The following is a 13,837-nucleotide window of genomic DNA, read 5'->3' as shown; positions in this document are numbered from 1 at the left end:
TCGTCGACGAGTCCGATGCCGTGTGCTTCGCTCGGCGTGATGGATCGTCCGGTCGACGTGAGTAGCAGCGCACGACTCCGGCCAACACGTCGGACCAGCCTCGCGACGCCGCCATTGCCTGGCATGAGTCCGAGCTTGATCTCGGGAAGGCCGAGTTGGTAGTCGCCGGGCTGAGCGACGACGAGGTCGCACGCGAGCATCAGTTCCAGTCCGCCGCCGAGTGCGTGACCAGCGACGTGGGCGATCACGAGCTTGTTCGCGCCGGCGAGCGCGTTGGCCGAGGTTCGGGCGGCTCGAACAGTCGCGGCGTTGCCTTCTGCCGAGTTGGCGGCCCAGGCTTTGATGTCTGCGCCGACGCAAAAGATGTCGTCGATACCGCTTCGCAGCACGACGACGGCCGGCGTGTCTGCCTCGGCCTGCTGAATCGCGTCGCATAGCGCGACGTGAAACGCTTCGTCGTACGCGTTGACCTTCGGGCGCCGCATCGTGACGACGCCGACGCCCGACTCGTTCGCGTAGGTGACGACGTCGCTCACAGGTTCCACAGCTCCGGGTGATAGCGGTAGTAGCTCTTGCCGAACGCCTGCTTGCGATTGGCGACTTCGTCGGCAAGTGCCTTGAGCTTCGCCTTCGCCGCCGCCTGATCGCCGACGAGCAGTACGTGGTGATTCTCAGCCAGCGTCTTGCCGTCTTTGCTTAGCTTCAAGTGCACTTCGAACGGCTGCTCGTCATTGCCCTCGACGGTCCAATCGATCGGGCAGACCTTGGCCGAGCTGTTGGGTGCGATGTCCACGGTCACGTGGCCGCTGGCCTTTTCGCTCCCGTCGACGATGCAGCTCCAGTCAACCTTCACACCGTGGAAGGATTCGTGCAGATCGTTCACAATCCACACGTGCGCATCGAGTAGCTCGCCCGGCGACCAGCGTCGTTTGTCGTAGTCGAGTGAAGGGACCAGCGGCTGGTAGCACCGCTTCACGTAGTCGAAGCTGAGCTTCTTTTCGCCGTAGTAGTCGACCAGTCCCCACTTCACGTCCGGCCAGTTCGTGATGAAGTGGCACAGTGCGACGGCACTGACCTTGGGTTTGCGTCGTCGCAGCGCCTCGAGCGCGAACTGGAAGATCTGACCCTGAGCGATCTGCGTCGCTTCGGCAAACTGCTCGACGCTTTCCATTCGTGTGTCGCCGAAGACTTCCGCATTTAGAACGCGTAGGACGTCAAGGTCCGCACCGTGGTATCCCCAGCTCGGCCCGGGCGGCCAAAGCTCGCTTTCAGGGATGAACTTCCGCAGCGATGCGACGTTTGGAGCGCTGGCCGCGGTGAGTTCGGGAATCACGCAGTAGTCGAGCGACGGATAGAACTCTTCCATCAGCGTGTTGCCCGCGCCGTAGTAGTGCCCGTTGGCGTGGCGTGAGTCGTGGGGCTTGAAGCCGAGCTTCTGGCCGAATGTCTCGCTGAGGGGTGAGGCCAGGTTGTACGGAACGTCGGTCAGCTTCGCGACCTCCTCGCCGACGGCTTCCATGATGTGCCGGTTGTCGCTCTCGGCGTGGGCGTGGCTGAAGAAGACCTCTTCCCCGCCCATCCAGAAGATGTTGCTCGGGTGATGCCGACGGTCTTTGACGGCCGCGATGCAGTCGCCCAGCGCCAGCTTCATAAACTCGGGCGTCGCCTTGTACGCCTGCGTCGCGAAGCAGAAGTTTGTCCAGACGGTGATGCCCAGCTCGTCGCACAGGTCGTAGAACTCGGGCACTTCCGGCGGATGCCAGCCGAAAATGCGGAGGTTGTTGATGTTCGCCTCGCGGACCTCGCCGAGACGATCAACGTACTTCGCACGCGGGTTGCGTCCGTAGAGGATCGACGGCGGACCACCCCAGCAAGCAGACCGCAGAAAGGTCGGCCGACCGTTGATGTTGAACGTCCAGGGGAACTCAGCTTCGTCTTCGGTGTAGCCGGGGTTCCGCGTCATCGTGACTTCGCGCACGCCGAACCGCTGCATGTGTTCGTCGTGGGCGACACCGTCGACGTTGGTGCGGACCGTCAGGTGGTAGAGCGGCTGGCCGCCCATGTCCCACGGCCACCAACGGCGGACGTCTTTGAGCGGAAGTTCGAGCTCGACGTATTGCTGGCCCGGCTCGACGCGCTGCGCGAAGGTCGTCTCACCGCCGCCGGTCGCGGCCTCGTTAGCCGGACGAGCAACGACCGTCATGGCGACGTCGGCCGCGTTGGTGAGCGTGCTGTCGAGTTCGACGACGACCTTTGCGACGGTGTCGACTCCAGCGTCCGCGTCGGCGGGGTCGCTCGACAGTGGCGTGTCGATACGAACGTGATCGATGTGGACGTCGCCGGTCATGACGACCTTCACCGGACGCCAGATGCCCATCGGCACGACGCCGGTCATGTAGTCGCCCTGGAACACCGGCTTGCTTCCGCCCGTGTTCTGGATGTTCATCGGCGCCGGATCGAGCCGGATCATCAGGATGTTCGCGCCTTCGAACCAGGTCTCGTGCCGGACGAGATCGGTGATGTCGGCCACATGGGGCGAGAACATGCCGACGTGTGTGCCGAGCGACTTGCCGTTGAGCCAGGCTTCGAAGCTGTAGTCGACGCCTTCGAATTCGAGGCGAATGCGTTTGCCGCTTGCACCCTCGGGCAGGTTGAACTTGCGGACGTACCACCACTCGCGGTGCTGGACCCACTTGGCTCGGTGGAAGTTGCGCGCCACCAGCGGATCGTCGATTTCGCCGGCTCGCTGGAGGTCCGTGAAGACGTCGCCTGGAACGCTGGCCTGGTTCCAGCTGAAGTAGATGCCCTGGTACTCGCTCGGAACGTCGTGAACGCCCTCGGCCTCGCCCTGGCCGGGACGAAAGCCCTCCATCTTCCAGTGCTGCCCGCTCAAGTCGATCGTGACTCGGCCGCTCTCGGTGGCACCGTCGACGTGGAGAGACGGGTCAAAACCTTGCTGCTGCGACGGATTCTGCGCGTTGGTGACGCTGCTCATTGCGGAAAGAGGTTCGTGATCGAAATGGCTATAGACCCCAGCTGGCCATCACTTTGGTGCGGTAGCTGCCATACCAGACGTACTCGCCGGCGAACCAGACGAGCGTGTCGGGTCGGCCGCGGACAAGGAACGGTCGTAGTTGGTCGTGGACTGGTTCGAACGTGAGCTGATCCCACGTCCAGGTGCCGTCGCTGTCGCGATGACCCTTGAAGAGCTGGTAGACCCGCTGTGGAAGAGGCTCGCCCGTGCCCGGATGCACGTCGGCCGAGACAACGACGCGGTTCGGGTCGTACGGATCGAGCGTGATCCCGCCGGCGTAGTGCTGTTCCTTCGGGTAGAGGTTGCTGCCCGCGTAGCCGATTCCCTCGACGCGCCATTCTCCGTTCCGCCACGTCGCGACCCAGTACCGCATGTCGGTGCCGATGTCACCGCTGGGCGATGAGATAAACGCTGCCTGCGGTTCGCTGGATTCGTTGAGTTCGAGATCCCACACCCAACCTCGGCCGGACTCTGTGCTGCCATCGAAAAGCAGGGTGCCGTCCTCGATCGTCAGCGGGTTGTCGCGCAGCTCGGCCATCGTGCGGATGGGCGTGCCATCGGACTTGTAGAAGGTGCCAGCCTGGTAGTAAGCGTGGTAGAGACTGTTGTCCTTCGCCGCCCGCGGGTGGGCTTCGCTGTAGAACAGGTCGATGCGATCAGTGCCGTTGTCGGCGTACTTCACGTACGGCCGTTGGCTGCTGTTGCTGCCGGCACGGATGAGCTGGATTGGCTCGCTCCACGTCTGGGCCGCGTCGTCGGAGAAGACAAACGCCGGGTTGAAGTTGTCCCCGCGGAAGAAGTTGTAGATTCGTCCGTCGCCGTTGCCCTCGTCGCTCAGCTGGATGAGATTTTGATAGGTGAGCCCGCGCTTGGTCGTGACGACGTCGAAGCTGCGTTCGTCGGAAACCCTTGGTCTTGCGTTGAAGCCGTCTTTGTCGAAGTCGAGGTAGCGCTGCCCGAAGTTGACGCTCCGTCCGCCATGCCGGGCGTAGGTCGCCAGCACACGCCGCTCCTTGCCGCCGAGCCAGAGCATGGCCCCGTTGTTGTGGTCGTCTTTCTCCGCCCACGAGCTCAGGACGACCTCGGCTTTGGTGCTTTCGGAGAACGTGCGATGCAAATCGCCAAAGACGCTCATCGCGGTCCGGCCATCGCGCTTGACGTAGTTCACCAGCAGCAACGGTCCTGCCAGGATCGCCCGCTCATCGTTGTACCAGGTGAACGCGCCATCGTCGGCTACGACACGTGGCAGGAAGCCGGTGAGTTCCGGATTGCTCGGGACCGCACCTGACTGGGCCAGCTTGTAGACCTCCGAACCCGCGAGCAGCGTTCCGCCGATCGCGTAGTCGGCACTGTCCCACGGCCGGACCGGTGCAGGAGCACTGCCGACGCGTTGCACGTGCGTGAGCCGACCGTCAGGCGTGATGCACGTGTTGAGTCCGGACCAGCCGCGAATGATCGCCGGCATGAAGTACTCGCGAGGCAGCCAACCTTCGTTCACGCCTTTGGCCAAGCCAAAGACAAAGAACGCCGTTCCTGAAGCTTCCTTGATCTCGAACCCGTCGGCATCGGGCTGGTTGATCCACGCACGCCACAGGCCGTCCGGCTGCTGAAGCTCGGCGACCCGGTAGGCCATGTCTTCGAACAGCTTGAGGTAATCCTCGCGACGCGGATCGTCTTCGGGCAGATATGGGATCGTGCGGGCCAGACCGGCGAAGACCCAGCCGTTCCCGCGCGACCAGAACTCCTTCGCCGACGTGCTGCCGTCTTTGGGAAAACGCCAGAGATCGCGGTAGTAGAGCCGCTCCTCGGGATCGTAGAGAAACTCGGTGCTGTCCCAGAAAAGCTCGTGCATCTGTTCACGGAAGCGCGGGTCGCCCGTTGCCACTGACAGACGCGCGTAGACCGGCGGGGCCATGTACAGCGCGTCGCACCACCACCAGAGGTGCCGGCCGATGAACGGACGTTCGTTCTTCATCCACCGATGCGGCTCGCCGGGCGGAAGCGTCTCCTGATCGAACAGCGGCGTGAGCTTCTCGACCAGATTGGCGATCTTCTCCTCCTGCGGATCGAGGAAGTAGAGATCGAGGTACGTCTGGCCGACGCACACGTCGTCGGCGTCGAATGGGTTCCGGATGTCCCACTCGCTCCGCCTCGACCACTGCTCGGCCTGTTCCCGGTACCACGCGTCACCCGTCGCCTGGTGCGCAGCAACCATGCCGCTAAAGAACGTGCCGACCAGCCAGTCCTTTGTCGGCGGATTCGGGCCGTATCGCTTGAGCTGGTACTCCGCGACGCTTCGCAACGTCTGCCGCACCGCCTCGGCTTCAAACGCCTGCTGGTCCGATCGTGACAGCGGCATCGGCTGCGCTCGACTGACACTCGAGATCGTGCCGACGGTTAGCACCACGACGGCCAGGACGAGCAGGCCGCGACGCATTCGACATCTGATTGAAACCATGATCGGTCCTCCGTGAGCAATGACTTCCACGCCGGTCACTCGTAAACCCGACGGGCCGTGTAGTTGAGCTTCTGCGTCTCATCGACTTCGAAGCGGCTCAGGTAGCCGGCCTGCTGGTTGACGTGATGGCAGAGCCCCCAGCGAAGCCCTTCGAGCGGGTGCTTGTCGTGGTCAGGCGTTCGGAAGAGCCCAAGCGCTTCCGGCGCGCCCTTGATCACGGCCTGAATCTCGAAGTTGACGCCGTCCGGTGCCCACTGGATCGTGTTCTTTTCGGGGCCATCGGTCGTGAGCAGGGCACCGATGCCGCCGTTGTAGTGCCAGACGCAGACTTCGTGGCCGCTGTTGGTCACCGGGTTGTATTCGCTGCGGACGTACGGCCCTTCGATGTCGTCAGCGATGGCGACGCCCCACTTGGTCTCACGTCCGCCGAAGAACATCTCTTCGCCCATCGGCTCACCCTTATAGTAGAGGTAGAACTTGCCGTTGTAGGCCATGAGACACGGGTCGTGGACCTTGTGGCTGTCGAAGCCGCCTTTCTTCTTGATCGCGAATCGATTGTCGACCTCACCTTCCCACTCGCCGTCCTCGGTCGTCCTGAGGATCGGCCCGCCGTACGAACCGGCGACTTTGCGCCAAGGCCCCTCGGGCTTGTCCGCGACCGCCATCGCGATGTGCTCCATCGACCGGACGAGGTAGGGCGACTTCACGACCTGGTGGACGAGGTAGAACTTCCCGCCGTGGGCAAGGACTTCGGGCGTGAAGACGCTGCGATCGTCGTAGCTGCCCGGCTCGCCGCGAGGTACTGCGATGTCCTGCTCGACCCAGTGGTGGCCGTCTTCGCTGGTGGCGTGCCAGAGGTCGCAGTAGTCCCAGGGGAAGGTCTTGTTGTCGGTATCGCCGGTTCCGAAGCCGAAGCTCTTGCCAGTGCTCTTGCTGTACCAGACGTGGTACTTCCCGTCGTGGAAGATGACGGCTGACGGATCGCGACGGACCATGCCCGGCTCATTGACGGCGAGGTCGCCGGTGATGGGCTTGGTGCGGATGTCACAGAACCATTCGGGCCCCTTGGTGTGGTGTTGTGCGCGGAGGCTGGCGGCGCTGAGCTTCTGGTCCATGAAGATGAGTGGGTTGGGCACTGCGTTGCTGTAACGGCGTGCACTTGAGCAACGCCATCGCAGACCGACGCCGGCCGGCATGCGGCCGAATCGGGGCGGCGACTGTACCACTAAAGCCGGTGAAAACAACCGATCGACACGATCGCCTCAGCAAGTCGATTCCGAATTGCACGCGGGCGACACCGCGGGTATTCTCCCCGCTTTCACACTAAAGCGGCGGCGGTGCAGATCCCGCATCGACGCCGGCTCGTCAGAGAGGAGCTGACACCTTGAGCCGGACCATCCAGCAGCTTCGTACACGCCTGTACAACGTGCCGTTGCCACAGGTCATGGTCGATGCCAAGCACGGCACGCACACGCACTTCGAACTCATCACTGCCACCGTCACCCTCGACGATGGCAGCGAGGGAACCGGCTACACCTACACCGGCGGGCGAGGCGGTTCGAGCGTCTTCGCCATGCTCGAACAGGACCTGGTGCCCTTCGTTCTCGGCAAGGACGCGGACGACGTCGAAGCGCTCAACGACGCAATGGACTGGCACATGCACTACGTCGGGCGCGGCGGAATCCTCTCGTTTGCGATCTCGACGCTCGACATCGCGCTCTGGGACCTTCGCTGCAAACAGGCCGGCAAGCCGCTCTGGCAGATGGCTGGCGGTGCGGGGAAGACATGCAACGCGTACTGCGGCGGCATCGACCTGGCGCTTTCGCTCGATGAGCTCTTGGCCAGCATCGACGGCTACCTCGAACGCGGCTTCGAAGCTGCCAAGATCAAGGTCGGTAGGCCGAACCTGGACGAAGACGTCCGACGGGTTCGAGCCGTCCGCCAACGCCTCGGCAACGACCGCGCGTTCATGGTCGACGCCAACTACGCCCTGACTGTCGAGACCGGAATCGAGGCGGCAAAACGCTTCGGCGAGTCCGACGTGCTCTGGTTCGAAGAGCCGACGATCCCCGACAACTACGACGGCTACGCCCGGATCGCAGAGGCGACCGGCGTCCCGCTCGCCATGGGCGAAAACCTGCACACGATCCACGAGTTCGGCTACGCGTTCGACCGTGCGAAGCTGAGCTTCATTCAGCCAGATGCGAGCAACTGCCTGGGCATCACAGGTTGGCTCCGCGTCGCCGAACTGTCCCGTCGCTACGGCATTCCCGTCTGCTCGCACGGCATGCAGGAATTGCACGTTTCGCTTGTCTCAGGCCAAAGCAACGCGGGTTGGCTGGAGGTCCACAGCTTCCCGATCGACGAGTACACGACTCGTCCGCTGGTGGTCGAGAACGCGCGGGCCGTCGCACCCGATGAGCCGGGCACCGGCGTGACGTTCGACTGGGACAACCTCAAACCACACCGCGTCGCCGAGGCAGCGGTTCAACACGAATAGCCACTGGCTCAAATCCAATGAAGTCATCCCTCTTCACCGCGAGCGTCCTGACGCTCTCCACCATTGCGACCGCCGCGGAGCCGGCCGTCGTGACGATCGAGCCGAGCGTGCGACGCAACATCGGCGGCGTCACGGAGCTGGATCGAAAGCAATTCCTCACCATCCACGCCTCGGCACGCGACGGCGACCTGACCGAAGAGGAGGTCCGCTGGCTCACCGACCACCTTCAGGTCAGCTACGGACGCGACGGCGGTGTGCAGACAGGCATGATGAGCCTCGTTCCGTCGGACCCGCTCAATCCCGACATGCCCAACGTCGAGTGGATGCGGCAGCGTGGCGCGGAGGTGATCCTCGAGCGTCAAGCTGATCCGACCTACGTGGCCGAGCACTGGCGTGACGTCGTGCTGTGCACGCACCCGGAGTACATGTTCGCCGTTCCCGACAACGACTTCACGTCGTGGGGCCCGCGGACGCACGAGGCTGCGGCGGAGTTCACCGCACAGCACCTCAAGCACTTCTACACGCCGGAAATGCGGCCGAAGTACCTCGAGGTCTTCAACGAGCCGTTCATCAAGATTGCCAAGCTCGGTACCACGGTCGAGGACGTCTCGCAGCAGCACATCGTCACGGCCAGGCGAATCAGGGAACTCACGCCCGACGTCCAGGTCGGCGGGTACAGCGCGGCCTGGATGGAGGTTGAAGCACGCGACTTCGACCACTGGAACGGCTGGATGAAGACGTTCATCGACATCGCCGGTGCCGAGATGGATTTCCTCAGCTATCACATCTACGACGGCTCCAATGCGGGGGGCGTGGATGCGAATCGGACGGGCAGCAACTCTGAGGCCATTCTCGACCTCATGACGACGTATCCGATCCTCGCCCTGGGTGAGGAAAAGCCGCTGCAAATCACCGAGCACGGCCGCATCACGACTGGCGGCCCGGGCGATTCGGTCGGGCCGTACAACCCGCCTCGCGTTGCGCAGCTGCTCGGATCGGTCAACGGACAAGTCATGACGTTCATGGATCACCCGGACCGGATCACCAAGACGGTTCCATTCCTGCTGACCCGTGCGATGTGGTCGTACAAGAACAACGACTTCGAGCAGCCTTACACCTTCATCATGTGGCGGCAGGCCGGCGAGAACAGCGTGCTGACCGAGGTGCCGCTCTGGTACGAGCTGTGGCGTGACGTGACGGGCGAGTACCGCTGGGCGACGACCGATGACCCGGACATCCGCGTCCAGGTTTTCGCCGACGACATGCGGATGTACATCGCCTTGGCGAATCTGGAGAGCGAGCCGCGCGAGGTGGATCTCAACGGTCTGGACGACTTGCCGATCGCGCGAATCCGCAAGCGTTCGCTCGAGACGGACGGCGACGTCGCCAGCTTTGCCGAGTCGACGCTGCTCGAACTGCCAGCAACCATGACGCTCCGGCCATCAGAGGGCGTGATGCTCCTCGTCGATTTCCGCGAGGCCATCGGCGTTCGGCAAGAGCTGCTGCAAGAGCGCTACTACGCAGACTCCTACCTGCACACGATCGAAGCCAACAAGCCGGTGGCATTCACGCTTTCGGGCGTCCCGACGGATGCGCAGAACGGCATCCTTCGCGTCTCGATCGGGCGTGCGAAGGAGCGCTCATTGAGCGCAACCGTCACTGTGAACGGCGTCGAGCTTGAAGCACCGACGGATTGGGCCGGCGACGATCAGGTCGGCCGGACGGACTTCTTCGGCATGCTCGAGTTTCCTGTCCCGAGCGAAGCCATCGGCGAGACGCTCAACGTCGAGCTGGTCTTCCCCGACGACGGCGGGCGGGTGGCGACCGTCGTCTTCGAGTCGCACACCCGCAGCGAGTCGAACTAGCGAGTCCTAGAGCACCAGCCATGTACCGACTCGTTGCCATTCCGTGCCTCCTGCTCTCGGCCGTCGCGTCGGGCCAGTCGACGGTCGAGATCGATTGGACCACACGCCATGAAGTCGGCGGCGTCAGCGTGCTCGACCGCTCGGTCTTCCTCTCGCTTCACGGCAGCACCTCCGAGAGCGACTGGACGAGCGAGCCAGACAAGCTCGAGTACCTGCTTGAAGACCTCGACGTCTACTTCGGGCGGGAGACCGGTCGGATCAGTGGCACGCTGCGAAGCTCTGAGGAGGACCCGGATCGGCCCGGCTTCGTCGATCCGGATTCAATCGCGCAGCTCGTCGAGGACTGGCGCGAAGGGGACCTCGCTAATCCGTATCTGGAGCGCTACGCCCATCGCAGTGAGGTCATCGTCGGGGCCCAAGTCCATCCTTTCTGGCCGGATGGAAAGACCGAAATGGACTCGGGTTGGACCATCTCCACCACCGACACTGCCGACGAGCCGCTCGGCACGGCGACGGGCGACTTCATGGGTCGCTACCTCGCACAGATGTACGCAGAAGGGCCCAAAGAGAAGCCCAAGTTTGTCGAAGTGATGAACGAGCCACTGTGGGAACTCACGACGCGCGGCGACACGCCGCCGGCTGACGTCTTCCGGTTCCACAACGCCGTCGCCGACGGCATTCGGGGGCACAACGACGACGTTCTCATCGGCGGCTACGTCGTCGCTTTTCCGTTCCCGGAGCGGGATGATTTCGGACGCTGGGACGAGCGGCTCAAGAGCTTCATCGACATCGCAGGCGAGAAGATGGACTACTGGAGCCTCCACTTCTACGACTTCCCGAACATCAGCAATGGCCTGCGACAGCTGCGCCGCGGAAGCAACATCGAAGCCGTCCTCGACCTCGTCGATCATTACAGCGAGCTCAAGCTTGGGCATCGCAAGCCGTTCCTCATCTCCGAGTACGGCTCGCAGCTGCACGAGTACTACCGCAAGCCCTGGACGCCGACCGCCGACGCCGAGATCCTCCGATCGGGCAACGCGATGCTCATGCAGTTCCTGGAGCGGCCGGACCAGATCCACCAGACCACGCTCTTCGCGATCGGCAAAGCCGAGTGGGGCCGACGCAGTGACGACTGGCCTTACCTCTGGCGGATGATGCGTCGAGCCACCGAAGGCGACGCCGACCTTTCCGACGATCGCGAAGGGCCTTGGGTCTGGACGGAAGTCATCAAGTTCTTCCAGCTCTGGTCCGACGTGAACGGCACCCGCGTGATGACCACGAGCGACGAGCTCGACCTGCAGGCCCACGCTTACCTCGAGGGCGATGTCGGCCACATCGTCATGAACAGCCTGGAAGACTTCGAATCGATGACCGTCTCGCCGGCGATGGTGCTGCCGAGTGACGCCTTGGTGGAAAGCGTCCAGATCAAGCTGCTCGACTATCCCGAGGGCGCTCCGCGCCTTACCACCTCGACGCAGCGCGACCTGCCAGAATCGATCACCCTCCCGCCCAATGCGACCGCGGTCCTCTCGGTCACATTCTCGAAGGCGGTCGAGCCGACAGCGACGGCATCGGAATCACGCTACTACGCGACCAGCTATCTCAAGCGCATCGAAGCAAACCAGCCAAATACGTTCGCCATCGAAAGCGTTGACGTCGGCGACAGCGGCAGGGCAGTTCTGCGTTTAGGTGTCGGGCGCGATCACGGCTTCAGCCCGTTTCCAACGTCCGTCAAACTGAACGGAGAAGAACTCGCGGTACCGAGCGACGTCCGCGGTGACAACGAGCAGGCAGATCGCCAGCGATTCTTCGGCCTCGTCGAAGTGCCCGTTCCCTACGACCTGCTCGGCGAGAACAATGAGGTCACCGTCCGGTACGCCGATACCACCGGCCACGTCAGCAGTGCGGCGCTGAAGGTCGTCACCACCAGCCGCTAGAACCATACCGATGGCCAAGATCACCTACACACAGCCGAATGGACAAGACGTCGTCGTCGACGCGGCCGATGGGTCGCTCATGACCGCGGCCGTTGCTAACCAGGTCGAAGGCATCGAGGGCGATTGCGGCGGCGTTTGCTCGTGTGCGACGTGCCACGTCCACGTCGATCCCGACTGGATGGACCGCGTCGGCCAGCCCAACGACGCCGAGGCCGACATGCTCGAGCTTGACGACGACACCGACGAGACCAGCCGGCTGGGTTGCCAAGTGCCGATCACGCCCGAACTCGACGGCCTGAAAGTGAGAGTGGCTGCGCCCCAATGAGTGTGCCGGACGACCATTGCGTCATCGTCGGTGGCGGTCACGCCGCGGCCCAGCTGTGTGCCTCGCTCCGCCAGGCAAAGTGGCGTGGGCCGATCACGCTCATCGCCGACGAACCCGTCGTGCCGTACCACCGTCCGCCGCTATCGAAGACGCAGCTCGATCCGAACGGCGACTCGGACCTCCAGCTGATCCGGCCGACTGATTTCTACGAGGATCAGGGCATCCAGCTGCGTCTGGATCAGCGTGCCGAAGCGATCGATCGTGATGCGAAGACCGTTCAGGTTGGAGACGCGTCGATCGAGTACACGTCGCTCGTCCTTGCAACAGGTTCGAAGCACCTCAGACCGCCGATCAGCGGCATCGATCACGACCTGGTCTCCTCACTCCGCACCGCCGCCGAAGCTGAGGCCGTTCGCGACGCGACTCGTGATGCGGACCGTGTCGCCATCATCGGCGCTGGCTTCATCGGCCTCGAAGTCGCAGCCTCACTGCGGAAGCTCGGACGCTCAGTGACCGTCTTCGAGATGGCCGATCGTGTGCTGTCGCGCGTGACTTGCGAGGCGGTGTCAGACTTTTTCGAGGCACTCCATCGCGGGCACGACGTCGACCTCCGAACTGGAACCGCCGTCGCATCGATCGACCCGTCAAGCGGCGGGCTCGCTCTGCGGGACAAAGCGGGTGAGACCCTCTGCGAAGTCGACTTCGTCGTGGTCGGTGCCGGAGCCGCACCGAATGACGACCTTGCCCGAGCCTGCGGCCTCGACGTCGACAACGGGATCGTCGTCGACGAGATGAATCGGACGTCCGATCCGTCGATCTATGCAATGGGCGACTGCTGCAATCAGTTCCACCCGCTCTACGAGACGCGGCTGCGACTCGAATCCGTTCAGAACGCAACCGATCAGGCCAAACGCGTCGCCGCTGCCATCGCCGGTGCAACGCAGCTGAAGACGACGCTGCCGTGGTTCTGGTCGGACCAGTACGACGTGAAGCTGCAGATCGCGGGCGTGTCGACGGGCTACGACCGATGCGTCGTTCGCGGCAAGGCCGAGCCAGGCCAGAGCTTTTCGGCCTGGTACCTGCGCGACGAGACGCTCATCGCAGTCGACGCCATCAACGAGGCCAAGAGCTACGTGATCGGCAGCAAGCTGATTCCGAAGCAGATCAAGCCGCCTGCTGAGTCACTCGCTGATGTCAGCTTCGAACTCAAAGACCTGCTGAAGTCCTCCAACTAGACCACGATGGCCGACAGAGATCCTTTCGCAGAAGATCGACAGAACGCCGGCATCAAGACGATGCAGGCCGAAGGGCAGGACATGCCGCTGGTCCTTCGTCTCAAAGACGTTCGCAAGTGCTGCAAGGACTGGAAGCAGTTCAGCAATGACGATCCGTACATGATCGTCCCGCACTCCGAGGCGGACGTTCGCGACGTGCGGCAGTACCCGATCGAGACCGATCCACCGGATCACACCAACTACCGCGCGCTGGTCGAGCCTTTTTTCAAGCGGCCGAACGCCCCGGAGTACCAGGCGGACATGCGACGTCTGGTCGAGGAGATCGTCGACGACGCCGCGAGGAAGGACGAGGTTGAAATCGTTCGCGAGGTCGCACTGCCGCTCCAGTCGCGTTCGCTGACGCGGCTGCTCAACGTGCCCGATAGCGAGGCCGACCTTTGGATCAGCTGGGGCATCCATGTCTTCAAAGAGGGCGACGGCGTG

Annotated in this window: 10 protein-coding genes; 6 read left to right on the top strand and 4 right to left on the bottom strand. The window is 63.3% G+C overall.

The genetic code is table 11. The annotated features are described in order from the left end of the window. From AAGI46_09820 to AAGI46_09805, 4 genes are all read right to left on the bottom strand, one after another. Window positions 1-536, bottom strand: a 536-nt coding sequence (locus AAGI46_09820; protein ID MEM1012502.1) for an enoyl-CoA hydratase/isomerase family protein, incomplete at its 3' end; no start/stop codon positions are given. Next, window positions 533-2,995: a sugar-binding domain-containing protein gene (locus AAGI46_09815; GenBank protein ID MEM1012501.1), complete on the bottom strand. Its 2,463-nt coding sequence runs from the start codon at window positions 2,993-2,995 to the stop codon at window positions 533-535. The genes AAGI46_09815 and AAGI46_09820, both read right to left, overlap by 4 nt. Window positions 2,996-3,023: 28 nt before the next feature. Continuing rightward, window positions 3,024-5,471, bottom strand: coding sequence for a glycoside hydrolase family 88 protein (locus tag AAGI46_09810; GenBank protein ID MEM1012500.1), 2,448 nt, complete (start codon window positions 5,469-5,471; stop codon window positions 3,024-3,026). 56 nt (window positions 5,472-5,527) lie between these two features. Continuing rightward, entirely contained in the window at window positions 5,528-6,607 is a 1,080-nt protein-coding gene (locus tag AAGI46_09805) for a glycosyl hydrolase (protein MEM1012499.1), read from the bottom strand. Between the two features lie 269 nt (window positions 6,608-6,876). On the opposite strand from AAGI46_09805, the gene AAGI46_09800 reads away from it, so the two are divergent. From AAGI46_09800 to AAGI46_09775, 6 genes are all read left to right on the top strand, one after another. Continuing rightward, window positions 6,877-7,992, top strand: coding sequence for a mandelate racemase/muconate lactonizing enzyme family protein (locus AAGI46_09800; GenBank protein ID MEM1012498.1), 1,116 nt, complete (start codon window positions 6,877-6,879; stop codon window positions 7,990-7,992). 17 nt (window positions 7,993-8,009) lie between these two features. Further along, complete coding sequence (locus AAGI46_09795; GenBank protein ID MEM1012497.1) at window positions 8,010-9,857, top strand: beta-agarase; 1,848 nt, start codon at window positions 8,010-8,012, stop codon at window positions 9,855-9,857. 20 nt (window positions 9,858-9,877) lie between these two features. Further along, window positions 9,878-11,794 (top strand): agarase, encoded by a 1,917-nt coding sequence (locus AAGI46_09790; GenBank protein ID MEM1012496.1) that lies wholly within the window; start codon window positions 9,878-9,880, stop codon window positions 11,792-11,794. Between the two features lie 10 nt (window positions 11,795-11,804). Further along, a complete protein-coding gene (locus AAGI46_09785; protein ID MEM1012495.1) occupies window positions 11,805-12,119 on the top strand; it encodes a 2Fe-2S iron-sulfur cluster-binding protein in 315 nt (104 codons plus the stop codon). Further along, complete coding sequence (locus tag AAGI46_09780; GenBank protein ID MEM1012494.1) at window positions 12,116-13,354, top strand: FAD/NAD(P)-binding oxidoreductase; 1,239 nt, start codon at window positions 12,116-12,118, stop codon at window positions 13,352-13,354. The genes AAGI46_09785 and AAGI46_09780 overlap by 4 nt, the downstream gene beginning before the upstream one ends. 6 nt (window positions 13,355-13,360) lie before the next feature. Further along, on the top strand, window positions 13,361-13,837 hold a 477-nt coding region (locus tag AAGI46_09775), incomplete at its 3' end, for a cytochrome P450 (protein ID MEM1012493.1).

This window comes from Planctomycetota bacterium, assembly GCA_038746835.1.
Classification (GTDB): domain Bacteria; phylum Planctomycetota; class Phycisphaerae; order Tepidisphaerales; family Tepidisphaeraceae; genus JBCDKH01.
Note: the sequence above shows the minus strand (reverse complement) of the source record. Positions and strands in the feature narration are given on the sequence as shown.